This is a genomic window from Coprococcus comes ATCC 27758, from assembly GCF_025149785.1.
In the GTDB taxonomy this organism is placed as follows: Bacteria; Bacillota; Clostridia; order Lachnospirales; family Lachnospiraceae; genus Allocoprococcus; species Allocoprococcus comes.
Map to the genome: position 1 here is coordinate 171,361 of NZ_CP102277.1, position 24,539 is coordinate 195,899.

31 protein-coding genes are annotated in these 24,539 nt (G+C 41.7%); 22 read left to right on the top strand and 9 right to left on the bottom strand.

The window, feature by feature from the left end; all coding sequences use genetic code 11:
- Positions 1–26 precede the first annotated feature (26 nt).
- The 5 genes from recD2 to NQ556_RS00875 all read left to right on the top strand — a co-directional run bounded on the left by recD2 (position 27) and on the right by NQ556_RS00875 (position 5,828).
- Positions 27–2,264 (top strand): SF1B family DNA helicase RecD2, encoded by a 2,238-nt coding sequence (gene recD2, locus NQ556_RS00855; protein WP_204575763.1) that lies wholly within the window; start codon positions 27–29, stop codon positions 2,262–2,264.
- Between the two features lie 83 nt (positions 2,265–2,347).
- Positions 2,348–3,295: a hypothetical protein gene (locus NQ556_RS00860; protein ID WP_005333375.1), complete on the top strand. Its 948-nt coding sequence runs from the start codon at positions 2,348–2,350 to the stop codon at positions 3,293–3,295.
- Positions 3,296–3,349: 54 nt separating this feature from the next.
- Complete coding sequence (locus NQ556_RS00865; RefSeq protein ID WP_005333381.1) at positions 3,350–4,570, top strand: CHC2 zinc finger domain-containing protein; 1,221 nt, start codon at positions 3,350–3,352, stop codon at positions 4,568–4,570.
- Positions 4,567–5,349: a class B sortase gene (gene srtB, locus NQ556_RS00870; protein WP_005333383.1), complete on the top strand. Its 783-nt coding sequence runs from the start codon at positions 4,567–4,569 to the stop codon at positions 5,347–5,349. Before NQ556_RS00865 ends, srtB begins: the two co-directional genes overlap by 4 nt.
- Before the next feature lie 32 nt (positions 5,350–5,381).
- Positions 5,382–5,828, top strand: a complete 447-nt coding sequence (locus NQ556_RS00875) for a hypothetical protein (RefSeq protein WP_008373995.1) — start codon at positions 5,382–5,384, stop codon at positions 5,826–5,828.
- Between the two features lie 102 nt (positions 5,829–5,930).
- Here NQ556_RS00875 and NQ556_RS00880 read toward each other — a convergent pair whose 3' ends face one another.
- Both NQ556_RS00880 and NQ556_RS00885 read right to left on the bottom strand, forming a co-directional pair.
- Positions 5,931–6,359 carry a hypothetical protein gene (locus NQ556_RS00880; protein ID WP_021865125.1) on the bottom strand — a complete coding sequence of 143 codons (429 nt, stop codon included), beginning with the start codon at positions 6,357–6,359 and terminating at the stop codon, positions 5,931–5,933.
- A 63-nt stretch (positions 6,360–6,422) separates the two neighbouring features.
- The gene (locus tag NQ556_RS00885; RefSeq protein WP_008373991.1) at positions 6,423–6,767 is read right to left on the bottom strand and encodes a MazG nucleotide pyrophosphohydrolase domain-containing protein; all 345 of its coding nucleotides are present in this window, start codon (positions 6,765–6,767) and stop codon (positions 6,423–6,425) included.
- Between the two features lie 181 nt (positions 6,768–6,948).
- Here NQ556_RS00885 and NQ556_RS00890 point away from each other — a divergent pair, with 181 nt between their 5' ends.
- Both NQ556_RS00890 and NQ556_RS00895 read left to right on the top strand, forming a co-directional pair.
- Positions 6,949–7,887 carry a ParM/StbA family protein gene (locus tag NQ556_RS00890; RefSeq protein WP_070097296.1) on the top strand — a complete coding sequence of 313 codons (939 nt, stop codon included), beginning with the start codon at positions 6,949–6,951 and terminating at the stop codon, positions 7,885–7,887.
- 4 nt (positions 7,888–7,891) lie between these two features.
- Positions 7,892–8,263 carry a hypothetical protein gene (locus tag NQ556_RS00895; protein ID WP_005333400.1) on the top strand — a complete coding sequence of 124 codons (372 nt, stop codon included), beginning with the start codon at positions 7,892–7,894 and terminating at the stop codon, positions 8,261–8,263.
- Between the two features lie 150 nt (positions 8,264–8,413).
- Here NQ556_RS00895 and NQ556_RS00900 read toward each other — a convergent pair whose 3' ends face one another.
- The gene (locus tag NQ556_RS00900; RefSeq protein ID WP_005333402.1) at positions 8,414–8,743 is read right to left on the bottom strand and encodes a helix-turn-helix transcriptional regulator; all 330 of its coding nucleotides are present in this window, start codon (positions 8,741–8,743) and stop codon (positions 8,414–8,416) included.
- A gap of 413 nt (positions 8,744–9,156) precedes the next feature.
- Here NQ556_RS00900 and NQ556_RS00905 point away from each other — a divergent pair, with 413 nt between their 5' ends.
- Positions 9,157–9,597, top strand: a complete 441-nt coding sequence (locus NQ556_RS00905) for a sigma factor-like helix-turn-helix DNA-binding protein (RefSeq protein ID WP_023921559.1) — start codon at positions 9,157–9,159, stop codon at positions 9,595–9,597.
- A complete protein-coding gene (locus tag NQ556_RS00910; protein ID WP_005333406.1) occupies positions 9,597–9,785 on the top strand; it encodes a helix-turn-helix domain-containing protein in 189 nt (62 codons plus the stop codon). Before NQ556_RS00905 ends, NQ556_RS00910 begins: the two co-directional genes overlap by 1 nt.
- A 130-nt stretch (positions 9,786–9,915) precedes the next feature.
- Here NQ556_RS00910 and NQ556_RS00915 read toward each other — a convergent pair whose 3' ends face one another.
- The gene (locus tag NQ556_RS00915; RefSeq protein ID WP_005333407.1) at positions 9,916–11,271 is read right to left on the bottom strand and encodes an MATE family efflux transporter; all 1,356 of its coding nucleotides are present in this window, start codon (positions 11,269–11,271) and stop codon (positions 9,916–9,918) included.
- A 210-nt stretch (positions 11,272–11,481) separates the two neighbouring features.
- On the opposite strand from NQ556_RS00915, the gene NQ556_RS00920 reads away from it, so the two are divergent.
- The gene (locus tag NQ556_RS00920; RefSeq protein ID WP_005333410.1) at positions 11,482–12,006 is read left to right on the top strand and encodes a PadR family transcriptional regulator; all 525 of its coding nucleotides are present in this window, start codon (positions 11,482–11,484) and stop codon (positions 12,004–12,006) included.
- A 153-nt stretch (positions 12,007–12,159) separates the two neighbouring features.
- On the opposite strand, the gene NQ556_RS16605 is transcribed toward NQ556_RS00920, so the two are convergent.
- Positions 12,160–12,501, bottom strand: a complete 342-nt coding sequence (locus NQ556_RS16605; protein ID WP_005333412.1) for a winged helix-turn-helix domain-containing protein — start codon at positions 12,499–12,501, stop codon at positions 12,160–12,162.
- Positions 12,502–12,754: 253 nt separating this feature from the next.
- Between NQ556_RS16605 and NQ556_RS00930 the strand changes: the two genes are divergently transcribed.
- The 6 genes from NQ556_RS00930 (at position 12,755) to NQ556_RS00955 (ending at position 15,172) form a co-directional block, all read left to right on the top strand.
- Positions 12,755–13,066 (top strand): winged helix-turn-helix domain-containing protein, encoded by a 312-nt coding sequence (locus NQ556_RS00930; RefSeq protein ID WP_023921561.1) that lies wholly within the window; start codon positions 12,755–12,757, stop codon positions 13,064–13,066.
- A 205-nt stretch (positions 13,067–13,271) separates the two neighbouring features.
- Positions 13,272–13,925 (top strand): recombinase family protein, encoded by a 654-nt coding sequence (locus NQ556_RS00935; RefSeq protein ID WP_023921562.1) that lies wholly within the window; start codon positions 13,272–13,274, stop codon positions 13,923–13,925.
- 52 nt (positions 13,926–13,977) lie between these two features.
- Positions 13,978–14,199, top strand: a complete 222-nt coding sequence (locus NQ556_RS00940; protein ID WP_008373966.1) for a DUF5348 domain-containing protein — start codon at positions 13,978–13,980, stop codon at positions 14,197–14,199.
- Positions 14,200–14,208: 9 nt separating this feature from the next.
- On the top strand, positions 14,209–14,511 hold the full coding sequence (locus NQ556_RS00945; RefSeq protein ID WP_008373964.1) for a hypothetical protein: 303 nt from the start codon (positions 14,209–14,211) through the stop codon (positions 14,509–14,511).
- Positions 14,512–14,568: 57 nt separating this feature from the next.
- On the top strand, positions 14,569–14,826 hold the full coding sequence (locus tag NQ556_RS00950; protein ID WP_005333422.1) for a type II toxin-antitoxin system HicA family toxin: 258 nt from the start codon (positions 14,569–14,571) through the stop codon (positions 14,824–14,826).
- Positions 14,810–15,172: a type II toxin-antitoxin system HicB family antitoxin gene (locus NQ556_RS00955; protein WP_005333424.1), complete on the top strand. Its 363-nt coding sequence runs from the start codon at positions 14,810–14,812 to the stop codon at positions 15,170–15,172. Before NQ556_RS00950 ends, NQ556_RS00955 begins: the two co-directional genes overlap by 17 nt.
- A gap of 63 nt (positions 15,173–15,235) precedes the next feature.
- Here the strand turns inward: NQ556_RS00955 and NQ556_RS00960 are convergent, their stop codons facing one another.
- The 4 genes from NQ556_RS00960 to ligA form a co-directional block, all read right to left on the bottom strand.
- Positions 15,236–16,600, bottom strand: a complete 1,365-nt coding sequence (locus NQ556_RS00960; RefSeq protein WP_008373962.1) for an ATP-binding protein — start codon at positions 16,598–16,600, stop codon at positions 15,236–15,238.
- Between the two features lie 89 nt (positions 16,601–16,689).
- Positions 16,690–17,163: an LPD11 domain-containing protein gene (locus tag NQ556_RS00965; RefSeq protein ID WP_005333427.1), complete on the bottom strand. Its 474-nt coding sequence runs from the start codon at positions 17,161–17,163 to the stop codon at positions 16,690–16,692.
- A 21-nt stretch (positions 17,164–17,184) separates the two neighbouring features.
- A complete protein-coding gene (locus NQ556_RS00970) occupies positions 17,185–17,688 on the bottom strand; it encodes an NADAR family protein (RefSeq protein ID WP_023921566.1) in 504 nt (167 codons plus the stop codon).
- 77 nt (positions 17,689–17,765) lie between these two features.
- Positions 17,766–19,760, bottom strand: coding sequence for an NAD-dependent DNA ligase LigA (gene ligA / locus NQ556_RS00975; protein WP_040015507.1), 1,995 nt, complete (start codon positions 19,758–19,760; stop codon positions 17,766–17,768).
- Positions 19,761–20,037: 277 nt separating this feature from the next.
- Between ligA and NQ556_RS00980 the strand changes: the two genes are divergently transcribed.
- The 6 genes from NQ556_RS00980 to NQ556_RS01005 all read left to right on the top strand — a co-directional run bounded on the left by NQ556_RS00980 (position 20,038) and on the right by NQ556_RS01005 (position 24,534).
- Positions 20,038–20,292, top strand: a complete 255-nt coding sequence (locus NQ556_RS00980) for a hypothetical protein (protein WP_005333435.1) — start codon at positions 20,038–20,040, stop codon at positions 20,290–20,292.
- A 73-nt stretch (positions 20,293–20,365) separates the two neighbouring features.
- On the top strand, positions 20,366–21,091 hold the full coding sequence (locus NQ556_RS00985; protein ID WP_008373954.1) for a M15 family metallopeptidase: 726 nt from the start codon (positions 20,366–20,368) through the stop codon (positions 21,089–21,091).
- A 103-nt stretch (positions 21,092–21,194) separates the two neighbouring features.
- Positions 21,195–21,710 carry an RNA polymerase sigma factor gene (locus NQ556_RS00990; RefSeq protein WP_117470420.1) on the top strand — a complete coding sequence of 172 codons (516 nt, stop codon included), beginning with the start codon at positions 21,195–21,197 and terminating at the stop codon, positions 21,708–21,710.
- Complete coding sequence (locus tag NQ556_RS00995; RefSeq protein ID WP_008373949.1) at positions 21,707–22,471, top strand: hypothetical protein; 765 nt, start codon at positions 21,707–21,709, stop codon at positions 22,469–22,471. Before NQ556_RS00990 ends, NQ556_RS00995 begins: the two co-directional genes overlap by 4 nt.
- Positions 22,455–23,345 (top strand): ABC transporter ATP-binding protein, encoded by an 891-nt coding sequence (locus NQ556_RS01000; RefSeq protein WP_008373946.1) that lies wholly within the window; start codon positions 22,455–22,457, stop codon positions 23,343–23,345. Before NQ556_RS00995 ends, NQ556_RS01000 begins: the two co-directional genes overlap by 17 nt.
- A complete protein-coding gene (locus tag NQ556_RS01005) occupies positions 23,329–24,534 on the top strand; it encodes an ABC transporter permease (protein WP_117537007.1) in 1,206 nt (401 codons plus the stop codon). Before NQ556_RS01000 ends, NQ556_RS01005 begins: the two co-directional genes overlap by 17 nt.
- Positions 24,535–24,539 lie beyond the last annotated feature (5 nt).

Sequence of the window (24,539 nt, forward strand, 5' to 3'; positions counted from 1 at the left end):
GATAAAAAGCTGGAGGGATATAAACAATGAGGTGCAGATTTAAACATAAGATTTTCCAGAATGAGGAGAATGGGTATACGATTGCCATATTCACCACACAGGATACGTCTGTCCCCCTGTCAGCCAGAGACAAATATCTGGCATCCCGGAATATCATCGGCTTCTCAGCGATTGGATTCGGTCTTCCGCTTACAGACGAGATTGAGCTTGAGATGGAAGGCAGATGGGAGAGCGGAGAGCATGGAACTCAGTATCAGGTGGAAAATTTCATGGAGGTTGTACCACGGACAAAGGAGGGTATCTTAGGATACCTTTCTTCCGGTGCAATCAAAGGTATCGGTCCCAAGATGGCAGATACTATTTTCCGGAAGTTTGGGCTTCAGACACTGGAAATCATGGAAAAAAACCCGCAGGAACTCTTGAAGATCCGTGGAATTTCCGAGAAGAAGCTGGCTGCTATTGTGGAGTCCTATGGAAAAAACCAGGTGTTCCGGGAACTGATGACGTTTCTGGCGCCTTTTAAGGTAACACCCAAAAAAGTGAATATGATTCTGAAGAAATTCGGAAATGAATCGGTGGATATTATCCGGCACCGCCCTTACATGCTGAGTGCAGTCAAAGGCTTCGGGTTTCTGACTGTGGATGCGATCGGAAGACAGTGCTGCTGTGCACTCAATGATCCCATGCGGATATCCGGGTGCATCGGACATATCATGAATCAGGCAATGAAAGAAGGACATCTGTTTAAGCAGCGTCAGGAGGTTATCAGGGAAGCACTGGAAATGCTGAACCGGGATCTGCAGGTCATGGCAGTATCGGAGCAGGATGTCAGTCAGGTGCTTTACCGGCTGGTGCTGCAAAAAAGCATTGTTGTGGAGGAAGAACGGATCTATTCTATCCGGCAGTATGAAGAAGAAACACAGACCGCTTCCATGATAGCCAGACGGCTTTTGGAGAAGCCGGTTTTGCTGTCCATTGAACCGGAGCTGGAAAAGGCACAGAAGACACTGGGGATCACGCTGTCAGAAACACAGAAACAGGCAGTGCGGATGGTGTTTGCACATCCCATCAGTATTATTACCGGAGGTCCCGGAACCGGAAAGACAACGGTTCTCAAGGTGATTCTCTATATCCATCAGGCGTTATGCAGGTCAGAGGTACAGCTTATGGCTCCGACCGGACGTGCGGCAAGACGTATGGTGGAGAGTACCGGCTGTGAAAATGCATCCACGATGCATCTGGCCCTGGGGCTTTTGGGAGATGATACGGATTTTGAACCGGATTTTGAGTACCTGTCTGCCGGATTTCTAAATGTAGATGAGGTGTCCATGGTGGACATGCATCTTGCCTATGAATTTTTCCGGCGGGTTAGCAGACATGCCAGAGTCCTTTTAGTCGGGGATAAGAACCAGCTTCCATCCGTAGGAGCCGGGGATGTGTTCCGGCAACTGATTGCCTGCGGGCTGATTCCGGTCACGGTACTGGATCTGGTTTACCGGCAGGGCGCTTTGAGCAGCATACCTTATAATGCAAAACTGATGCAGGAGAATAAGACTAATCTGAGCTTTGGGGAGGATTTTCAGTTCATTGCCTGTAAAGGAGCAGATGAAGCGGCAGAGATTGTCCGGAGGATTTATCTGGACGAGATTGCAAAAAACGGCATGGATCAGGTACAGATCCTGACTCCGTATCGGAAACGCAGTGCTGCCGGAGTGGATGAATTGAACAAATCTCTGGAGGATTTTGTAAATCCGCCAATCGCAGGGAAGAAGGAACTGCATATCGGCAGTCAGGTGTTCCGGGTTGGCGATAAGATTTTACAGAATAAAAATACCGAGATGGCGAGTAACGGCGATCTGGGCAGGATACTGGACTGTATCACGGATGAGGATGGAAATGCCAGGGCAGTGATCGGATTCCCGGATGGGCGGCAGGTGCAATATGAAGCTGACCAGATGGAAATGATCGAACATGCTAACGCAACAACCATCCATAAGGCACAGGGTTCCGAATGTCCGGTTGTCATCATCCCTTGGGTAAAAGCCTTTTATATGATGCTGAAGCGCAATATTCTCTATACCGGAGTGACCAGAGCGAAAAGCAAGGTTTATCTGGTAGGGGAATGGGCTGCAGTCTGTCAGGCAATCCATACGGATGACAGCGGGACAAGGAACACCATTCTGAGTGAGCGGATCGTACAGTATTACGATCAGTATCAGAGTGAACAGAAACCGGAAATGGAGCAGTTAAAACTTGTTGTTTAAAAATATTTTTCAATTTTTGAAATAAGCGGACTATTACTCTTATATAGGGGAACGTCTGCTTTTCTAAATGAAAGGAGCAGAGAATGAAAGAATTATTGTATAAGAAATCAGAGGCAGTTGCCGCTTTGAACCGTGTGGATGGCTTCCATCCGATGGAACTGGCAAGAAAGATTGGAGAAGAAGGGCAGGAGGAGCAGCTTTATCTGGATGTGAAATACCGGAAGCTATGGTTTCGTCTGGTCAATCCGGCAGGAAAGATCATCAGCCGGATTATCACTTTCACAGAGAACATGGCAGTTGTGGAAGCACGTATCTATCTGGATAAATGTGATCAGGAAGACAATTATGTAGCCAATTCCTTTTCGCAGAAATTCCGGAGCGATGACCCGAAGTTTGGAGACAAATTTCTGGAAATGGCAGAAACAGCAGCCGTAGGAAGGGCATTATCGGATGCCGGATATGGTGTGCAGTTTGCGGATGTGGGAGAGGAAAATGATCCTGCACAGGTAGATGCCGGAATTCCATATCAGAATCCACAGATGCCGGATTCAGGTGCCATGGAAAATGCAGCCATGCCGGATTCGGGTGTCATGCCAAATGCCCCTATGCCAACTTATGGAGAGATGCCAGGTCAGCCGGAATATGCAGGCCAGCAGATGATGAATCAGTTCTATCAGCAGGCACAGGCGGCGGGAAGCACCATTTACCATGGCAGTGGACAAATGCCTGGCTACGGTTCCGCTCCGGCTGCCTCTACGCCGCCAAAGACCGGACAGATGCTGCAGGGAGCATTACAGAATCTGGATACGTCCCTTCCGGTAGAAGAACTGATGAAACACATGAACTATGAAATGGCAGTCGGGACTGTGATTCCGGGAAAGGGAAAATACGGCGGAAAGACCATGGGACAGGTGGCAGTTGAAAGCCCGTCAACGATCCAGTGGTTTGCCGAGCAATATTCCGGACCGAACAATCTGGTTCCGGCGGCAGCAAAGGTAATTTTACAAAAAGCAATGCCGATGGCTGGTTAAGGAAGAACCCCGCAGAGAGCTTTTTTCTGCGGGGGAAAGGAGGAAGAGACCGGGATGTATTATGATATGTCTGGGTTTGATTATGGAATACTGGATGTGGTGCAGGTGCTGCATCTCAGAAAGCGGCGGGGAAACTATTATGACTGCCCGTTTTGTGGAGAGACGCATGGAAAACTGAATATCAATGTGGAAAAGAATGTATTCCGGTGCAACCGCTGTGATGCGTCCGGGGGGATGCTGAAGCTTTATGCGGATTTGCACAATGTTACACTCTCCGAAGCAAATCAGCAGATCCGGGAAGCATTAGGAAAAGGAGAATACCGGACGGATTATATCAAAGCAACGCCGGTACAGGAAGAAAAGGCAACGGCAGAGCTTGCACCCATAGAGGAAATCCACCGGACGTATCAGAGAATGCTGTCCATGCTCACGCTTAACAGGAAGCATCAGGAGGATCTGCAAAGACGAGGATTAAAACCGGAACAGATCGAAGCACAGCGTTACCGGAGTGTCCCGCTGTTTGGAATGAAGAAGCTGGTCAAAAGGCTGGCAGAAGAAGGATATATGGTGAAAGGCGTGCCGGGATTCTACCGGGATACAGACGGAAACTGGACGATTAACTTCAAAGCAGAAAACTCAGGAATCCTGATTCCCATAGTTTCTTTGGACGGGTTCATCCAGGGTTTTCAGATCCGGGTAGATCATGTGACTGACACGAAAAAATATATCTGGCTGTCCAGTGTCAATTATGACCAGGGAGTTTCCTCCGGAAGTCCGGTACATGTGATCGGTGATCTTGCCGCAGAACGTGTCTATCTGACCGAAGGAGCCTTAAAAGGGACCATAGCCCATTATCTGTCCGGCGCTACCTTTGTGTGCGTTGCCGGAGTGAACCAGTACCGGAATCTGAAACCGGTGCTGGAGCGGATGAAAGGATATGGGATGAAACAGCTTTTGGAGGCGTATGACATGGATAAGAAGATGAAAGTAGCCTGCAATAAGCATGACAGTAAGTGTGCGGTCTGTTTTGAGCGTTCCCCTGTTATCTGCCAGCATAAGGCGGAGAAACGGAGGATTATCCAGAACGGCTGCAATAAGGTCTATGAAATCTGCCGGGAGCTTTCCCTGCCGATGAACCGGATGGTCTGGGATATGGACGAGAGCGGGGAGTGGAACGGGAAACACAAGGGGATTGATGACTATTTAGCCGCCATCAAACAGAAGGAAGGAACCGGGGCACAGACTTCGGCTCTTCCGAAAGGAGAACAATCATGAGAAAAAAAGGAAATACGGTTCTTGCAGGACTCATTATCTGCCTGTTGCTTGTTTTTCTCGCAGCGGCAGGAAAACTCTTTGGTGCTTATCTGAAGTATCAGAAAGGGGACGTAAGTTACGAGAAACTGCAGGAATATGTTCAGGAACCAGAGGAAGAAGAATCACCGGAGTCTGAGAAAGAAAAGGAGGAACCTAAGAATAGGTATCTAGAAATTGATTTTGCAGGTTTAAAAGCGGTTAATCCGGATGTCATAGCGTGGATTCAGATTCCGGCACTGGATATTAGTTATCCGGTGGTACAGGGGAAAGATAATGCATATTATCTTCATCACCTTTTTTCGGGAGAATCCAATATCAACGGGAGCATCTTTGTGGACTGCCATAATCAGCCGGACTTTACGGATCAGAATACGATCGTGTACGGGCATAATATGAAAAACGGGAGCATGTTCGGAACTCTGGATAAGTACCAAGACAAAGAGCTATTTGAACAACATCCGGAGTTTTATCTCTATTTGCCGGACAAGATCCTCAAGTATCGTATCTTTTCCTGCTATGCGGGAAGAACCGGAAGTGAGGGATATAGGTATCATTTCCCGGAAGCGGAAGATTTTCAGACGTTTCTGGATACGGTGTCTTCTTATAGGGATTATGATACCGGCACCGAGCTGTCGGCAACGGATCGGATAGTTACGCTGTCTACCTGTGTCAATTCCAGACGGAATTATCGCTATCTGGTACATGGAAAATTAAGCAGTGAGATCATCACAGAGGAATAAAAGAATCGTGCTGGTGTGAGAAGAAATTTCTTATGCCAGCTTTTATTATGGGAGGAAATGTAATGGGAACAGCATTGGTTATGGAACATGCAAACGCACTGGCACAGATGATAGTCAGTGAAAAGGACAAGTTATTTGATGAAAGAGTGGAGGCTCTTGTAAAACTTTATAGAAGGGCGGAATTTTATCTGAAGCAGGGATTTCTGGAGAGCATCGTCTGCGAGTTCCATCGGAAGAAAGTGGAAATGATTATGCAGGCGGAAACAAAAGGAGAGATTACGGAAATACTGAAGTTATCAAAACCGCATTTTGACGGGAAAAAATTTGTCTATACCTCTCCGTATGCTGTGGAAGAGGAAGAGCTTCTCCTTTGGTCTCTGACATCACTGCAAGGTCCACTCCGGGATGAAGGGTATCGAAGATATCGGGAATTATTTGAGAAGTGCCTGCCGGAATTGGTGGAAAAGCTTTCAGCATAGGACAATGACAGAACAAAAGAAAAAAGATACTAAGCATTTTTGAGAATGGTTGGTATCTTTTTTTCTTAGACAAACTGTTATTTGTTACTTAGGAACCGACCGTTAATATCCCCAAGTCATTAATTTCCACGTTCCGCCTTCGCTACGCGCCAACCACCATGACCATGTGTATTCTTCATTAGCGTTCCACGCTCCACCTCCATTTTTAGGTGACCTGAAACTACTATCAAACGAAATACATTGTGTGAAACTCTCTTTATTGTCATTTGCTTCCTCCAATTCATTCATCCAGGCAATATTATCCTCATTATTGCACGCATCATCAGATGTATAAGATAGGCTGTGCAATTCACACCCCTCAAAAGAACTAAATTGTTTCTTTATAACATCAATAGCTTCATCCATGTCATCTTTTGTGTATATAGATGATGTCCCATAATCAATAACTAAATTTTTTGTATTTCCTTTTCCACAACCAGCTAAAGATATAACAAATAAAAGACAAAGAACCATTGCTATCAATCTTTTCATAATCACTACCTCTTCAAATTCATATTTTTTTGCTCTGTCATTCATCCTGAACAACTGGAACTGTTAGTCGTTATCTTTCGTTCTGCGTTCCATTACAAACTGCTCTAAATTTATTCTGTGATTATACTTTATGGATGCATCCTTATCCTTAGAGAGTATAATATCATTCATATCAATTCCATTTAATGCAGCAATCGCAATAGTGTAGTGTACCACATCGGCTAATTCGTTACCTAATTGGGTTTGTAAATCCTCTTGACCAACAGATTTTCTACCTGCCTTTTTATTTAGTACTTCTGCCACTTCACCTATTTCTTCTACGAGTTTCATAAACAGGCTTTGGTCAATCCCACCATTTTTATAATGGTCGAATAAGTATTCTTGCAGTTCCTCTATTGTAATTTTCACAGTATCTTTTCCTCCGCAAATTCATATTTGATAATATGTTCATTATACTGTGTTTTACCAATGATATCAACGATATGGAAGTATACAGGAAGAAAAATTATGGAAATAGTTTTTAAAAAGTTGCACTTTAAGTATCTCCTACGTACAGAATAAGTATCAAGTACAAAGGAGTGAATGTAGCATGATAAAAAAATTAAGAGTAGCCGTGGATCACGGGAACCGGAACATGAAAACCTGTAATTTTGTATTTACCACTGGACTGACAGAACAGGACAAAAAGCCTGCCAGGGGAGAGAAGTATCTGAAATATCAGGGAAAGTATTATACCCTTAGTGAGAAGCGGATTCCGTACCAGAGAGACAAGACGCAGGACAGCCGGAACCGATTCTGGATTCTGACCTTATTTGCCATTGCAATGGAGCTGGAGCAGAAAAGCCAGATCCAGCCGGAGGATGTCATTCAGGTGGAACTTCCGATTGGGCTTCCGCCGAAGCATTTTGCAGAGCTTTGTGAGAGATATGAACGCTATTTCAAAGGGGACGGGAAGGTGCAGGAACTGTGCTTCAACGATAAAGTCTATCACCTCTGTATACAGAATGTAATGGCGTTTCCGCAGGATTATGCAGCCATGATGACGAGGATGATGGAAATCCGTGAGATTCCGAAAGTCGTAGGGATTGATATTGGCGGATTTACTTCTGATTATCTTCTGATGAGAAGTGGCAGACCGGATATGGATTATTGTGATTCTCTGGAAAAAGGTGTGATTACCATGTATAACGATATCATTTCCAGTATTAACAGTGAATATGACATGCTTCTGGAGGAGGCAGATATCGACAGTATCATCAAGGGAAAAACGCAGTATTATGAGGAAGCTGTTGTACAGGCAGTAGAAACCATGGTTCAGAATTTTGTTACCGATCTTCTGAACAGCATCCGAGAGCGGGGTATTGATACAAAATCTACTTATACGGTGTTTATCGGCGGCGGAGCAGTGCTTCTGGAACGATTTCTGGAGCAGGCAGACCGGTTGGGAAAACATACCTTTATCCGGGATATGAAAGCAAATGCCGATGGATATGATCTTTTGTATCGCATGACACAGGCTGGAGTGTGATTTTATGGGAAAGAAAAATCCGTTTGTATTCACTATTGGTTTTGATAAGTCGGATCCAGATCACGTGTATGTGACAGAACTTCTGAATACGACAGAGAAAAAAGCAAAACTGATCGTTGCGGCAATTCTGGCATATACGGGAAGAACGGATGAGACAGGTAATGGCAGTATAAGCATGGAACCGGATATGCTCCGGCCAATGATGCAGCAAATCATCCGGGAAGAAGTAAGAAAGGTATTGGAAGGGCAGGACGTTTCTAAGATAAATAGAGAAATGCCCACAGAAGTTGATTTGATGGAAGAAGAACCGCTGCGGATGGATCAGACTATGAGACAGAATGTAGTGGATGCTATCAGTGCATTTCGCAGGGCATAAAAAAGCAGGAGAGATACACATGCTTATGGCAGTGTACTCTCCTGTTCTTTGTATCAGAATGGGAATAGACAGAAAACTCACAGACTATTCACAGATTACTCACAGATTGTCTTTGTATAATGTGTAGATGATGAAGGATACGGGAGAGCCTTAACTTAGGTTCTTGAATCCATCCAGAAGTCCACGCAGTGTAGAAAGGGCAAGCTGTTTCTGCTCCTCCGGGCAGGAATTTAGTTCTGCCATGATTTGCTGCATGGTAGAATCCGGGTTCGTTTTCTGGTTAGAAAATATAGCATCTATGGAAATATGTAAGTAAGTTGCCAAGGCATAAAGTGTTTCCAACTGTGGATTGCCAATATAGTTTTCAATATCAGAGACAGTCCGTAAAGAAATCTTTGCCTGTTCCGCAAGGCTGTTTTGCGAAAGATTGCGGCGGAGACGTTCTTCCCTGACTGCATCTCCCAATAATTTTTTCACCATCTATATCACCTCACTTAATGCATATATTTTATCGTAGATTAACACTATACGAAATGCGTTAAAGTGCGTTATGATAAGCAGGATAACACATGCACAAATAGAGAAACATGGAAGTAAGTACGACAGACATGAATGGACAGCATAAGATAAAAGCCAAAGAGGAACTGAATCTGTTAAAAAAATCTTATCCATACAATGTGTCGGAGAGAAGTTAGAATATGCAGTATATGAGATACTATCATCGCATATCCTACACAATTACATAGAAAGAGAAGTATCGGCTGGACTACGAATAGAGTGGTCCAGCCTTTCTTTTTTTCGAAAAAATGAAGGCAGTGTCACGTTTTGTTGCCGCTCACCGCCATCCTCGGAATTTTTTGGAACGTGATAAAAAATTTCGGAGGATAAAACAAATGAACAAAAAAACATATACAGGATCAAAGATACAAAATCACTTTACAGCATATCTGATACAGTTTGTCCGTGGAAAACGACATGATTATCTGGAGAAGAAAATCCAGATGGCTGATGCAGAAGAACTGTTGGAGGATATTGGACAGATGGAGGCAAGAATTGTAATCGAAGAATTGCTGGAGAACCAAACGAGGGAGCAGCTTTTATTGCAGGAGGCACAGGGGAAATATCCAGAATGGAATAAGATGTCAGATGAAAGACTGATGAAAGCGCTTCATACGCTGCGGGATGAAGAACGGAAGCTGATTTACCAGCATGTGTTTGAAGAACGTACTTTTGAGGAAATGAGCAGGCTAAACGGGTTATCAGAGGAGCGATGCAAGGGTATTTATTATTATGCAATCCGGAAGATCCGCAAGGTGATGGGAGGTGAAAACTAATGAATTTTGAACGATTACTTTTAAAGGCAAAAGAAGGAAATGCAGATGCGGTACTGAAGATTTTAGAGATATATAAGCCGCTTTTAATTAAGAATGCGATTGTGAATGGCAGATTTGATGAAGATCTGTATCAGGAACTGGTAAGTACATTGCTTCAGTGTATCCAGAGATTCCAGATAATTGAGTAAGTTATCTTAAACAAAGGCTGCAATCACTCTCAGGGGAGTAACATCCTCTGGGAGTGATTGTTTTTTGAAGGGTGATATTGCCTCAGTTCGAAGCGGCAGACGGTGTTGATCTATTATGTTGCCTGATGCTTTAATGCTCTTTTGTTGTTGCCAGTTCTTTATGAAGATGTAGAGCCATAAACACAGTAACAATAGCAGAAATTACATCGGCAATCGGTTGTGCATATAGTATTCCATTTATGCCCCAGAATGATGGGAGCAACAGAATGATCGGAACAAAGCAAATACCTTGTCGGCAAGCCCCAAGAACGAATCCGGCGGTGCCTTTTCCAAGTGCAAGAAACAGAGAAGAATACACTGTGTAAAATCCAAATACGAAGAAGGAAAATCCATTTGCCATTAGCGATTTTTGACCTACAGAAATCATCTCTGTATTGCCTTCTGTAAATTGCGAAATAATCTGTGTGGAAAATAGGGCTATTGTCAATCCCACAACTACACAAAATATTGTTGACCATAAGATAGAAGTTTTAATTGCTTCCCTGAGCCGATCAAACTTTTTGGCACCATAGCTAAAGCCGGCAATTGGTTGGAAACCTTTTAAGAAGCCGAACACAACCAGAGTTCCCATTGAAGTGATTCTTGTAACAGCGCCCATTCCGGCGATAACAGCATCTCCATAGATATTAGCTTCCCGGTTTATGAATGCGATAGAAAGGCTTGTAAGAAGCTGGAAAGTCAATGTGGGTATACCGATTTTCAGAATTTCAGTTATGATCTGCTTAGAAGGACAAAATTCCTTAATGGAAAATGTAAAAGCGCTTTTTTTCTGTAATGCATAAATTAAATATACAAGAGTAGAAGCCATTTGAGAAATTGCTGTAGCGATTGCCGCACCAGCAACCCCCATGTCGAGAGTATAGATGAAAATAGGATCTAAACCAATATTCAATACAGCTCCTAATAATAATGCACACATAGTTGTTTTTGCGGCGCCTTCACTTGCAACGATATTGTTCATCGTTACATTAAATACATTGAAAATACATGAAATAACATAGATTCTTCCATAAGAAAGGGCGTATGGCATAATCGTGTCTGTTGCACCTAACATGGTTAAAATAGGTTTCAAAAAAATTGCAGTTCCGATAATAATAACTGCGCCAATACAAACACTGCTGTATAATGCAGTACTGGCGACTTTACTTGCAGCTTCCCTATCTCCTCGCCCTAAAAGTCTTGATAAGTAGGAGGCGGCACCATTGCCAAACATCAGACCTAAACCAACAACTACTTGTCCTAAAGGAAACGCAATGGAAATTGCACCCATTTGACTCTCGCCAAGTCCTCCTATGAAATAAGCATCCACCAAATTGTAGAGAGCGTTAATAAGCATACCAATCATTATCGGTATACCAAGAGCCATTAGTGCTTGGGGAACAGGTGCATTTCCTAATAAATCCATTTTGTTGTTATTCTTGTTCATTTCAAATACTCCTTTCAATTAAGAATATAAATTATAGTAGTATAAATTATAGTATACTACGTGAGAGAATACTACTATAATTTATAGTAGTTGTCAAGCGTGTATCCTGCAATTTCCTTGACAAGAGGTATAAAATCAAATACTATAAATTACAGTATATATAACCGTAAGTATTTTATAGCTTTCGTGGATATAGAAAGTGGGTGAACTATGGCTACAATAGATTTAATTGTGTTAGGAATATTGAAAAAGGAACCGATGGGAGCCTATGATATTCAAAAATTAGTGGAATATCGTAATATATCAAAATGGGTAAAAATCAGTACACCATCCATTTACAAAAAAGCAATTCAGTTGGAGGAAAAAGGCTTCATTAAAGGAGAAATTGTGAAAGAAGGTAAGATGCCTGAAAAAGCAGTTTATTCATTAACAGATGAAGGCGAAAAAGAATTTGTAAAGCTTATGATGGAAACAGCCTCTAAACCCATTCACTTTTTTTTAGATTTTAATGCAGTAATTGTAAATTTGGATAAGTTACCGCCTGAAAGTCAACAATCATGTATTGCCAGTATTGAGGAAAATATTGAAATATTAAAAACTTATCTGGAGGAAAATCTTCGAGAGAAAGAGAATGATCCGGAAATCCCTAAGACTGGTATGGCAGTATTGCAACAGCAGATAGTTTTGGCGGATGCTATTGAAAAATGGATTATTTCTCTAAAAAAAGACTTTTGATGAAGAAGTCACTAGCTGATTTCTTATTAGGTCTGCAGGATTGGGAAGAAACAGGGATGGATGCCGACCTATGTTCCGGCTTTGTAGCCAGAACATAGAAATTTTCTTAGTGGGGAATCTCCCTCAAACCCGGTGCTCCTTATATCCTGCAGATTAAACTTCAAATTTATACCCATATCCAACTACTGTTTTTATGTAATTCTTGTCGCTGGAATACTTTTTTATCTTCTTGCGTATTTGAAAAATAGTGTTTTCCACGGCGTGGAAATAACCATTTGCTTTTTCATGCCAAACTGCTTCATAAATCTGTTGTTTAGTAAAAGCCATCCCTGGATTAGAATATAGCATATAAAGTACATCAAATTCTTTTACAGAAAAGTTAATGTCTTTTCGTACTATTAAGCCGTAGGTCGTAAAGGTCTGCGACTTTAACTTTACCCGGAAAGGAGCTGCCACATATATAGGCAGTGCTGTAATTTTAACAGTAACGGTCACCAATCTATGGGGATGGCTTGTATATCCGGCTGAAATGCTAAAAAATCAGTGGTTCTTATTTATCACTTCACTCTGCCCCGGTAATTATGTGTTTGCCGTTTCTGGCTCTTGCAGCTATTGCGATTCTACTGGTCTATTACCAGACTATTTGCAGGTAAAGCATTGCTCTGGTTTTGAATTTGAGTTTTGGCAGTCTAATAATAGCATTTTAGATTAGCTGTGATAAGGTGAAACAGATTAGGAGGAAAGTAAATTGCATTACAAAGACAAAAACCTACAGATAGATATTCGCTGTCATACTGTTTTTATGAATGATCAAAAGATTGAATTGAGTCTGAAAGAATTTACGGTACTAAAATATCTAACAGAACATCCTGGCTGGGTATTCTCTCACGAGGAGATTTATCGTAATGTCTGGAAGGAAGAACCGATTGACTGTGCTAATGCGGTTATGTGCTGCATTAGCCAGCTTCGTAAAAAGTTAAAAGTAGATTCACGGAACTGGAATTACATCCGCACCGTCCGAGGTGTGGGCTATAAGTTTCAACCACTCTCAGGGGAGTAACATCCTCTGGGAGTTTTTTGTCATATTTGTTGCACTTTTCGGCTCTGGTACGTACAGAAATAGAAAAGAAACATATCCCAAAATGTATACATTTTAGAAGTACGTTCCGGAAAGGGGGATTATATCTTAAAAAGGTTACACACACAGTTTTGAGATATGCCAACAAAAGTGTGGATATTTTGGGACAGGGAAAGGAGAAATGTGGATGCAGATATATGGATATCACCGCACCAGTACAAAGGAGCAGCATCTTGATCGTGGCATACAGGAAATTGAGCGGTACTGTAACGAGCATGAGATGGCACTTACGAATATTTTTACGGATCAGGAGACAGGGAAGAATTTTAATCGTCCGAGATATACCGTTTTAGTGGAGGATGTCCTGCGGCTGGGAGATATTTTGATTGTTACAGAATTGGACAGACTGGGGAGAAACAAGCATGACACCATGCAGCAGATCCAGCGGATCAAGGACATGGGAGTGCGGCTTATGGTTTTGGAACTGCCGACTACGCTTATGGACTTATCTGTGATGGATAATGCGATGGCAAGGATGATGCTGGAAACAATCAATAACATGATGCTGGAGCTTTATGCTTCTATGGCGCAGGCAGAGCTGGAGAAAAAGGAGAAGCGACAGCGGGAAGGTATAGAAGCGAAGAAATTGCGGGGTGAATGGGATGATTATGGAAGACCAAGCGTGATGAAGCAGGAAACCTTTGACGAGAACTTCCAGAGCGTTATTTCCGGAAAAATGACACCGACGCAGCTTCGGAAGAGTCTGGGAATGACACACTCGACTTTTTACCGGTATCGTAAAACTTTTTATGAAAAATATCCGGAACTTTCCAATACCTAGAATGAAAGCCCTATTACTTATATAGAACAAAGAATTTCAGGAGGAAAGCAATATGAGTGAAAAAAGAATAGGTACTTTGATTTATGATCCATCTATGGGAAGATATGATATCCGGTTTGGTATTGAATCCTATTATGGGGGACTGCATTGTGGAGACTGCTTTGATGTGAAGGTAAGGGATGTATGGATTCCGGTTCGGATTGAAATGGACGAGAACTGGTATCTTGTGGGACTTTCGAAGACACGCCTCGGCGGGCTGACTGTTCGGATGTAGAGGAGATAGATGATGGAAGCCAAAATGAAATATGTAAAGCCCGCCTTCCGATTTGTGACAGATCTGGGGAGTATTCTGGAATGTCTGTATGAAGTATATGGAACGGATGGGGAGCTGCTGCTTAAAGGGGAAAAGCTGTCAGATACAGTAATCTGCCCGTTTGTCCGCATGGTTCAAAAGAAATGCAGTGTGGTGGATGCGGAAATCCTGCATTTGATGCTCTGGAAGATATATATGGTAAGTGCGAGGAAAGAAGCATTTGTAGCGGATGCTAAGAAAGAGCTACATCCCTTATTTGACCAAGAAAGATGAAAAACAGATTGACACCACATATGACACCACATATACTATAGATAGGAGGCATTAAAGATGTCGAAATGGGATAAACTATTGACAAGAATTTGCTCATTATCGAAAGACCTTCGTTTTGATGAATTAAGAAAAGTATTAGAAAGTTATGGATATGAGATAAATGCTCCGAGAAGTGGGAGCAGCCATTATACATTCCGTAAAGCGGGATGCCAGCCGATAACAATACCGAAACACGAACCAATCAAGAAAATTTATGTTGAAATGGTAAAGCAGATTGTAGAAAGTGAGGCGAAAAACGATGAAGACACTGAATGATTATTTGGCAATGTCCTATCGCATGGAAATTGTGGAAGATAAGGATGAAGGTGGATTTGTGGTTTCTTATCCGGAACTGCCGGGATGCATCACCTGTGGAGAGACGATAGAAAGGGCAGTTGAAAATGCAGCGGATGCAAAAAAAGCATGGTTAGAAGCTGCACTGGAAGAAGGGATTGAGATTCACGAACCGGGAAGCCTGGAAGAGTATTCGGGACAGTTTAAAATAAGGATGCCACGCAGCTTACACCGGGATCTGGCGGAACACTCAAAAAAAGAAGGCATCAGTATGAATCAATACTGTATATATCTTCTTTCAAAGAATGATGCGCTGTTAGTAAAATAAATATACAAGAATATAGATGAAAAGAGCCGTCCTTATGGGCGGCTCGAAGTATTCTTTCTTTGATTAAAAATGATATTGTTCTAGCAGATAGATAGGAAGTGTTTGTACATTCCCAGCGGTTCCGCCTTTGGTATCACCTTTCAGATATAGTAGTTTATTGGCCTTCCCCTGTTCCAATGCCTTCAAGGCAGTAGATGCAGTTCCCTTACCGGCTTTAACTTCAATCAGATAGCGGATGTGAGTTTTCAATGTCTGAGCTACAAAATCAATTTCACCACCTTTATAAGTAGCAAAAGCCGGTGTCTCAAAGATAATTTCTTCCGGGAATTCCTGGCGTTTGGACAAGTTAATGTAAACATAGTTTTCGTTCAATGAGCCATCCATAGTTGATACAGTAGCACCAGTTCTGGAGAGATAATAATATGCAACTCCAAGATCCATGAAGAAGCAGCGGCTTCCCGGTTTGAAATTCAGGATGTCCAGTTCTGTGATTTTGCCACAGAAACCGATGATTCCAGAATGATAAAGCCAGTTGATAGCACGATAGCAGGTTGCTTTAGAAAGATTACTGGAGTAATTCTTTGTAACGAGCTTTTGCAGTTCTTCACTTATACTGTCCTCATCTAATCCTTTCTTTTCACGAAGCAGAATACGGCAGATGCTTAAAAAGATGTTGGTAAAAACACTAATATCTGTGATGTCATCAAAGTACCGCATAGATTCGTTTAAGAAAATGCGGATGATTCTAACAAGCTCTTTTTGAGCTGCTTCCACGTCTTTTGTGTTAAGGTATGTTTCCACAACCTTTGGATAGCCGCCAATCTGTCTATAGATGTCGTAAACATTCTTTAATTCGTCATATAGTTCCGGTACGGTGTCATCTGCATGATCCAGTGGAAGTGATAGATATTTCTGAAAAAGCTGGTCATCCAATGCTTCCAAAAACTCTTTAAAGGAAAGGGTATAAATACGGATACTGGTAATATCTCCACTGGAGAATTTGAATTCCGGTTCCAGTACACGTCCCAGATAACTTCCAGTTACAATGAAATGCGCTTGAAAATAGCGGGTAAATTCTCGGATACGGTTGAATATCTCTGAGGATTCCTGAATTTCATCAATAATGATGACTGTATCGTTGGTATCTTCAAAATCCGGATCGAAGAGTTTAAAAGCATCGTGAAGCGGCTGCTCCGGTCGTTTTGTACCGGGAGTCCAGTCTGTGGCTTTTTTGTAACATTCCATAAATTGTTTGCCGGACAAATCAAACAGGTTAATGTAGATCTTGTGCCTGAAGTTCTCATCCGCAAATTTATTGATAATATATGTTTTTCCGACCTGTCTGGCACCATTCACTTCCAAGGTGCTGTGGACGGTATCGTTTTTCCAATCCAGAAGCTGATCGTAAACTTTTCTTTTCAGATACATGGGAAATGCTCCTTTCTTTCAACTGTTCCTATTATATCAAAATATGAATGGATAATATAGAGGGTAATTTCTGATAAATGATGAATTGTCTAGTCTGAGCAGTTCTTCACGGGTATTCCGGTTTCTGTCATTACTTTTTCGTACTGAAGAAGCTGTTCCCAGGTCAGCCATTCCGGTTTCTGATCTGTGGGAAAACCATTCCATAATTCTTTCATACGGGCAATATGGTTTTGAACGCTATGATTGCATAGGATAGACGGACTGCGATTTCCGTAGCCCAGATAGTATTCACAGTCAGACTGTAATTTACTTAACATCCGGTACTCGAATTCATAGGAACTTCTTTGATACGGAGCCGGATGAAATGTGTACTCCTGCTGTATGGGATGGGAAGGTTCTCCATCAATATGGTTAAAAGATAAAGAATAAAGATTCGGTTCAGGCTCTTTGCCAAGGTCAATATCCTTCCACAACTTTCCGAATTGGTCCTTATATACCGGACAGGAAAAATCATCCATGCCAGTATACTCAAGCACTAATTTTGTTTTTGCATTTTCATTCATTCTATTAGACCATCCTTTCCTTTATTGCAGACATTGAGGTATATTATTGGGCGCTGTTTCTGCATTCCACTGCAGCTTCGCACGTACATCCATCAGGATGATTCCTAACTGGTTTTCTCCGCAGTTATTGACTTTGCCCCAGAAATAGTCACCCCAGTTGTTTCCTTCAATAAGTGTGGACTCTCCGGTTGCAAGAAGTTTATCCCGGAGTTCCGGGTTCTGCATGAATTTGCACATGCAGATTTCATACATGAGCCGGACTTTCACTTTTTCCCAGTCCGGGCGTAATGTAAGATCTCTGCCGAGTTTCTTTGCATCAGAAGGATTATGCATCCGAAAAATACAGAATTTGCGTTGCTCTCTCGCAGAGAGTGTTTTCTGCGCTTGAAAAGCAGCTTCATTATTTGCATAGGTTTGTCCCATGTAAGAGACCGGTGCCGGATAGAAATTGCTTAGAAAAGCATAATCTCCCCGAAATTCATTGATCTGTGTAGGTATGCGCTTGCTTGTATTTGTTTGATTCATTATAAATTCCTCCTTTGTAAAAGAGGTGCGGCCTTTCAGCCACACCTCAAAATAATTCTCATCTATTGCAGAGATGGTTATGCAATCATCTCCAAAAATTCAGCTTCTGTAAGAATTGGAATACCAAGGCTCTGGGCTTTTGCCAGTTTGCTGCCGGCTTTTTCCCCGCAGATCAGGTAATCGGTTTTCTTTGTTACAGAGCTGCCAGGTTTGGCACCAAGCTCCAGAATCTTATCGTTGATACCGTCTCTGGTAAAATGCTCCAGTTTCCCTGTTGCTACGATGGTACATCCTGTAAATTTGTTTTCTTTTGTCATAATGGTCTCTTCCTTTCTTTGTTCAAATGTGAATTCGTTCTGTAAGTTTTTCCATAAATCAAGATTTGCTTCATCTGCAAACCAGGAATGGATGTTGTGATTTAAGATTTCGCCAAAATCCTCTAACTGAGTGAAGTCGTAATCTCCGACAGCCGCCTGTTCAAATGCAGTTAAATTTCCGGAAAATACGGTGTCCAGAATCCGGCTTTTGGTTCTGCCGATCATAGGAATATCCATGGAAACCAGATAGCGGACAAAGCTGGTCCTCCGGCTGGCGTTGATGGATTCCCACAAGCGGTCGAAAGATTTCTCACCATATCCGTCCAGTGCCACAATATCTTCCCGGTGTTCCTCCAGATGATAGATGTCCTGAAAAGAGTGCAGATAGCCCAGATTCAGGAATTTTTCTAAAGTGGCTTCTGACAGTCCTTCGATGTTCATTGCCTTCTTGCTGGCAAAATGGACAAACCTTCTTGTGATCTGGCTGTCGCACTGCGGATTATCACAATGCAGAGTTTCTACGGTGCGACCGTCGCTGGTCTTACGGCTGTAGGTTCTGGTTTTGGAACCACAGCAAGGGCAGACCGGAGGCGTGATGTCGGTATACCTTCCACGATCCAGATTATCCTCTATATGTGGGATGATCATGTTTCGTTTGGAAACAAGAATCCGGCATCCGGGTACAAGCTCCAGATTTTTGATAAAGGTCAGATTATGAAGGGAAGCTCTGGAAACATCACAGCCGTCAATCTCCACGGTATCGAAGATGCCGACCGGAGCAATCTCTCCGAATCTGGTCGGTGTCCATTCAATTTCACGCAAGAAAGTTTCGTAGGTATCATCCTCAAACTTATAGGCGAGGCCGTCCTTATAGTGGTGTCCGGTTTTTCCGCAGCTTTTGGAGTAGCTGAGACTGTCAAAAATCATGACAATGCCATCGATAGGAAGATGTAAATTTGCTGCTGTGGATACCAATTCCTGAATGAATTTCTCCGCATATTCTTTTGAAAGTCCGGTTCCTGAAATTGAGAAAAACGGGCAGTAACCAAAGCCCAGGTGTGTTAAACCTTCTAATTTGCAGGCTCTGCTGTCCGGGAAGGGAACATCCTCCATTCCTTCTAATACATTGAACGGAAGAAAGCGAACACAACGTCCGATACAGTTCTTCGGATCAAGACTTCGTACTGATCCGGAAGCAAAATTACGTCCGTTTTTATAAGGTTTTCCATTTCCATCACGCAGAGTATCTTTCAGACGTTCAAAATCATTGGTTGGTATAAAAGACTCACCGGTAATGACCAGACGTTCTTTGTGTGGAATGGTAAGCGGTACATTTAAAAATGCCGGGATATTGTGTGTAATATCTTCCCCCACTTCACCATCTCCACGGGTAGAAGCCTGAATCAGTCTGCCATCTTCGTAAATGAGTTTGGTAGTCAAACCGTCCAGTTTCAGCATAAAGAGAACTTCCTGTCCTTTCATGAAATCTAAAAGCTCTGAAATCAGTTTTGTTTTCTCAAGCGAGAGCAGTGGAATCGGATGGGTGACTTTGGCAAGTTCACTGACCGGATAATATCCAACCGTCTGTGTCGGAGAATTTGACAGGATGAAACCAGTCTGTTCCTCCAGTTCCTTCAGTTCGTCAAAGAGTCGGTCATACTCGGCATCAGATACCAGAGGGGCATCCTGATTGTAGTAGGCATGACGGTATTCATTGAGTTGTTTTACAAGATTCTTAATTCTTTTGACTGACATAGAGTCTCCTTTCTTTTGTGGCGTGCCAGTTCCGGAATCATTTGTTTCCGTAATTCTCCTTTCCCTGCGTTCAGGCATAAAAAAAGAGAATGACGCTTATGTTCATTCTCAAAATAGATGCAGTTTCCTGCAAAATAAAAAAAGCCAGAAGTCCCTGCTGCTTGTTGGGCATAGGAAAACTCCTGACTACGTTTCAAACCTAAACTGCGTGTGATAAATCCTTTCCGGATTGACACAAATAATTGATATAAGAACAGTATAACACTAGATGTAGTATATGTCAAATGAAATAGATTCCTCAATGAAGCTTTTGCCTTATGTTGATGACAAATTTGTCGGCTACAGGAATAAAAGCGTTCAGGATTTCAGATTTGCCCTAAGCGAAGGAATTCGTAGCCAGGTATTTTTTGCCACTTTCGTGGAGAAAGTCGAAAACCAGATAAAATCAATCTCTGTCATAAATGCCTCTAAACTGTTTTTACATCGTAGTGGTTATGCAAGTTCTAAATTTAAAAATAATTTTCACGAATAACTAACTTTTCTATATGCTGAATTGTCATAAAATATAGATTATTAAATTTGAAAGCAGATTGAAGGTGATAAACATGAGAAGTTATAAACGGTATACCAGGCGAAAGAGACTTTTGAAGCAAATCGCTGTGGTTGCTTTAGTGTTTATATTGGGATTTGTGCTTTTGCGGGCTGTTTCGTATATGGCGATTCAGGGTGAAATTCCGATGATTAACAGTTTCAATCTATTTAGAAGGGAAGCTGATACTTCTTTTGGATGGAACTTGATTCTTGTAAATGACGATTATTGTGTTCCCCGTAATTATGAGGTAGAACTCACAGAATTATCAAACGGAGAAAAAGTGGATTCGAGAATCTATCCTCAGCTTCAGCAGATGTTTGATGATGCCAGAGCTGAGGGACTTGAATTATTTGTAAGGGAAGGGTACAGGACAACTCAGGATCAGAAAGATATTATGAATGAGAGAATTCAGCAGTATCAGGATGAAGGCTATTCACGTGGGGAGGCAAAAAAACTTGCGAAAGAATATGTTGCCGAACCTGGAACAAGTGAGCATGAACTTGGGATAGCCGTTGATATCAATGCGGATACGTCCAAGTGTTCTTCGGATGCTGTTTATACATGGCTTGCCAATAATGCATATAAATATGGTTTTATTAAAAGGTATCCTGATAATAAGATAGAAATTACAGGAGTGAACAATGAACCCTGGCATTATAGGTATGTAGGGGTGGATGCTGCCCTGGAAATGCAGAAAAAAGGATTGTGTCTGGAGGAGTATATCGAGACTCTAAAATAAAAATTAAAAAATAATTTATCTTTAACTAACTTTTTATGCTTGTTAGGTGTCTTAGTATATAGGAGGGTAAAATATAGGGGGCAAATGAGGAAGGAGGAATGAGATGACTTCTGACTTCTTATTACTACAGAAAATCAGAAACGGCAACAACCATGCAGGTAATCAGTTTGTTGAAAAATATTATTCTTTTATCTATCAATATTGCTTTCTGCACATCCACAATCAAGAATGTGCAGAAGATATGGTACAAGAAACTTTTGTGAGGTTTTTCGGAGCGCTGATGAGCGGAGCTGAAATAGGAAAGGCGAAGAGCTATCTATACAGCATAGCGGGAAATATCATTAAAAACTACTATAAAAAAAAGAAGGAAATATTATTGGATCAGTTGCCGGATATAGAAAAGGATAATCTGACAGAAATAGAAATCCGGCTTGATGTAGAACGGGCGTTGGATCTGCTTCCGGAAGAAATAAAAGAGACGGCAATCTTGTTTTTCTTTCAGGGGTTAAAACAAAAAGAAATTTCTGATTTATTACATATAAAATTATCACTTGTAAAATATCGTGTTTCGAAAGCAAAAGAATTACTGTCAAAACAGTTGGAGGAGGGAAGAGATTGAAGCAGTATCAGAGAAAAATCAAGGAGTATAAATCCTTGATACAGAAGGAATATATACAGGAAACGGCAGTTTGCACAGTAATGGAACAGTGTTCAGACATTGTGAGCCGTCAGGATAACAGACGGGCGTCATATTTCGAATTTTTATTTGAGCAGTTCAAATTTATCAAGAAAAGATGGTGGGCCCTGCAGGGAGGAATCCTGTTTCTGCTTTGGATTCTGCTGGCGGACTCAGATGGAGGAGCAAATACAGAGCGGACACTGGGGGCTATGTCGGTGATGTTTTCTGTGATGATCGTACCTGAAATCTGGAAGAACCGGAGATTTTCTGCAGTCGAGATCGAAAAAACGGCATTCTATTCACTGCGCCAGATCTGTGCTGCAAGGACATTGCTATTTGCAGCAGTGGATCTGGTTATGATTACAGCTTTTTTCAGTATTTCAGTTTATACACTACAGATTTCGGCATACCGGATCATCATAGATTTTCTAGTGCCGCTTAATGTTTCCTGTTGTATCTGTTTCCGACTATTGTATAGCAAATGGAATGATATGGAGCATATTGCTGTTTTTCTAAGTATATCCTGCATACTGATTTGGACGCTGATTGTGTCCACAGATTCTATTTATCAGAAAATTTCGGTACCGATCTGGGTTGGCTTGCTGATCATATCGTTTGGTTATCTGATCTTTTGTGTTCACAAATCGCAATGTAACTGCGAAATAAACTGGGAGGTGAAGTCGAGTGGAACTGCAATTTAAAAATGTAACAAAAGCTTATGGAGATGTACATGCAGTAGATCACGTAACACATTCTATGGAGAAAGGTGTATATGGGTTATTGGGAGTAAACGGAGCGGGGAAAACCACTTTGATGCGGATGCTGTGTACAGCGATAAATCCGACAAGCGGAGAAATCTTGTGGAATGGAAAGGATATCTTCAGTTTGGGAGCATCTTATAGAGGGATACTCGGTTATCTGCCGCAGAATTACGGGTTTTATCCGGATCTTTCAGTGTATGACTACATGATGTATATTGCATCCATCAAAGGACTCCGTCCCATCGTGGCAAAGAAAAGGGCTTTAAAACTGCTAGAGCAGGTCGGGATGGCTGAAAAGCGAAAAAAAAAGATGCGCACTTTATCAGGGGGAATGATCCGGAGAGTCGGAATTGCTCAGGCGATGTTGAATGATCCGCGGATATTAGTATTGGATGAGCCAACCGCCGGTCTTGATCCGAATGAGAGAATCCGGTTCCGAAATCTGGTCAGTGAATTGTCGGAAGACCGCCTTGTCCTGCTGTCTACCCACATTGTGTCAGATGTCGAATACGTGGCAAATGAAATCATATTGATGAAAGAAGGAAAATTTTTCTATACAGGAACATCGGATGAGATTATTTTGTCTATGGATATGTCAGTATGGAATTGTACTGTTCCTAAAAGGGAACTGAATAATTATATGAAGAAATATCTGACTGGAAATGTAAGGACAGTTGCCGACGGAGTGGAACTAAGAGTCCTTTCAAAGACGCCGCCGGCAAGGAATGCAGTACAGGTGGAGACAACACTGGAGGATGCATTTCTTCTGTATTTTGGAGAAAAGGCAGGTGATAAAGATGATGTTCAAATATGAGTTGAAAAAGATCTTTTCTAAGCGGGTTAATCAGGTTTTGCTTGCGGCAGTGCTTGTGGTGACGATTATTTATTCCGGTATGGCAATCGGAAGTATGCGCTATGTGGATGAAGAGGGGCAAAATCACACTGGGATTGAATCGGGACGGCTTCTGGCTGAAAATATCAATCAATGGAAAGGGGAACTTACAGCGGAGAAAATTTCCGAAGTAATAAATGATTACAAGACGATATCTGCCAAATATCCGGATGAAATACCAAATACAGAATATGGAAAAACAGTACAGTCATATTATGATATTTATAGTTTTGTAATTGGCATAATGACTCCAGATTCAGAATGGAATGAAAGTGTAGTATATCAGCTTTCAGATGAACAGCTACAGAATATCTATACAATCTATCAGGACAATATGAAGAAAATAGTGGAAGAGTATGGTACTACACCTGAAAAGAGAAGTTATCTGGAAAGCGTTTATAAAAAGATAGAAATACCTTTTATGTTCGAAGCAAAAGATTCCTGGACTACGATGACAATGTACGCACAAACTTATGTACTGTTAATGGCAGTGATCATAGGTTTTTTGGTAGCTGGTATATTTTCCGGAGAGTTCCGCCCGGGAACAGAGGATGTTTTTTTTGCCACTAAATATGGAAGAACGAAGGCAATAAAAAACAAGATTTTTGCGGGAATACTTGTGTCAACGGTTACCTATTGGATCGGAGTGGGGGTATTGTCTCTTATCTCATTTGCAGTAATGGGAACAAGCGGATTTTTCACGCCGTATCAGATTGATGATCCATACAGTATTTATGTTATGACATATGGAGAATATTATTTGCTGATACTTGTGGGCGGGTATATCGTGACAATGTTTTGTGCTGCGTTGACTATGCTGGTGACAGTTAAGATGCATACACCGAATCTGGCGATTTGTATCCCGTTTTTCCTGCTTTGTATGATGCCGTTTATCGCAAGAGTATTACCGGCATTTGATGCTTTTTTCAATTTGCTGCCAACTGTATTGACTAATATTTTTAATGCAGTGAGGACGCCGATTCTTTTTCAGATTGGTTCGTTTGTATTTCGTCAGATTTCGTTATTGATGTTTCTGTACATCTTATTATTTATTGTACTGTTGCCTTTAATATATATAGGTTATAGTCGATATGGGTTAAAGAAGAAATAGTATTA

Bases quoted from the DNA above. Each gene is read 5' to 3' on its own strand.
- recD2 (WP_204575763.1), top strand. From the start codon at position 27: ATGAGGTGCAGATTTAAACATAAGATTTTCCAGAATGAGGAGAATGGG.
- NQ556_RS00860 (WP_005333375.1), top strand. From the start codon at position 2,348: ATGAAAGAATTATTGTATAAGAAATCAGAGGCAGTTGCCGCTTTGAAC.
- NQ556_RS00865 (WP_005333381.1), top strand. From the start codon at position 3,350: ATGTATTATGATATGTCTGGGTTTGATTATGGAATACTGGATGTGGTG.
- srtB (WP_005333383.1), top strand. From the start codon at position 4,567: ATGAGAAAAAAAGGAAATACGGTTCTTGCAGGACTCATTATCTGCCTG.
- NQ556_RS00875 (WP_008373995.1), top strand. From the start codon at position 5,382: ATGCCAGCTTTTATTATGGGAGGAAATGTAATGGGAACAGCATTGGTT.
- NQ556_RS00880 (WP_021865125.1), bottom strand. From the start codon at position 6,359: ATGAAAAGATTGATAGCAATGGTTCTTTGTCTTTTATTTGTTATATCT.
- NQ556_RS00890 (WP_070097296.1), top strand. From the start codon at position 6,949: ATGATAAAAAAATTAAGAGTAGCCGTGGATCACGGGAACCGGAACATG.
- NQ556_RS00895 (WP_005333400.1), top strand. From the start codon at position 7,892: ATGGGAAAGAAAAATCCGTTTGTATTCACTATTGGTTTTGATAAGTCG.
- NQ556_RS00900 (WP_005333402.1), bottom strand. From the start codon at position 8,743: ATGGTGAAAAAATTATTGGGAGATGCAGTCAGGGAAGAACGTCTCCGC.
- NQ556_RS00905 (WP_023921559.1), top strand. From the start codon at position 9,157: ATGAACAAAAAAACATATACAGGATCAAAGATACAAAATCACTTTACA.
- NQ556_RS00910 (WP_005333406.1), top strand. From the start codon at position 9,597: ATGAATTTTGAACGATTACTTTTAAAGGCAAAAGAAGGAAATGCAGAT.
- NQ556_RS00915 (WP_005333407.1), bottom strand. From the start codon at position 11,271: ATGAACAAGAATAACAACAAAATGGATTTATTAGGAAATGCACCTGTT.
- NQ556_RS00920 (WP_005333410.1), top strand. From the start codon at position 11,482: ATGGCTACAATAGATTTAATTGTGTTAGGAATATTGAAAAAGGAACCG.
- NQ556_RS00935 (WP_023921562.1), top strand. From the start codon at position 13,272: ATGCAGATATATGGATATCACCGCACCAGTACAAAGGAGCAGCATCTT.
- NQ556_RS00940 (WP_008373966.1), top strand. From the start codon at position 13,978: ATGAGTGAAAAAAGAATAGGTACTTTGATTTATGATCCATCTATGGGA.
- NQ556_RS00945 (WP_008373964.1), top strand. From the start codon at position 14,209: ATGATGGAAGCCAAAATGAAATATGTAAAGCCCGCCTTCCGATTTGTG.
- NQ556_RS00950 (WP_005333422.1), top strand. From the start codon at position 14,569: ATGTCGAAATGGGATAAACTATTGACAAGAATTTGCTCATTATCGAAA.
- NQ556_RS00955 (WP_005333424.1), top strand. From the start codon at position 14,810: ATGAAGACACTGAATGATTATTTGGCAATGTCCTATCGCATGGAAATT.
- NQ556_RS00960 (WP_008373962.1), bottom strand. From the start codon at position 16,600: ATGTATCTGAAAAGAAAAGTTTACGATCAGCTTCTGGATTGGAAAAAC.
- NQ556_RS00965 (WP_005333427.1), bottom strand. From the start codon at position 17,163: ATGAATGAAAATGCAAAAACAAAATTAGTGCTTGAGTATACTGGCATG.
- NQ556_RS00970 (WP_023921566.1), bottom strand. From the start codon at position 17,688: ATGAATCAAACAAATACAAGCAAGCGCATACCTACACAGATCAATGAA.
- ligA (WP_040015507.1), bottom strand. From the start codon at position 19,760: ATGTCAGTCAAAAGAATTAAGAATCTTGTAAAACAACTCAATGAATAC.
- NQ556_RS00980 (WP_005333435.1), top strand. From the start codon at position 20,038: ATGTCAAATGAAATAGATTCCTCAATGAAGCTTTTGCCTTATGTTGAT.
- NQ556_RS00985 (WP_008373954.1), top strand. From the start codon at position 20,366: ATGAGAAGTTATAAACGGTATACCAGGCGAAAGAGACTTTTGAAGCAA.
- NQ556_RS00990 (WP_117470420.1), top strand. From the start codon at position 21,195: ATGACTTCTGACTTCTTATTACTACAGAAAATCAGAAACGGCAACAAC.
- NQ556_RS01005 (WP_117537007.1), top strand. From the start codon at position 23,329: ATGATGTTCAAATATGAGTTGAAAAAGATCTTTTCTAAGCGGGTTAAT.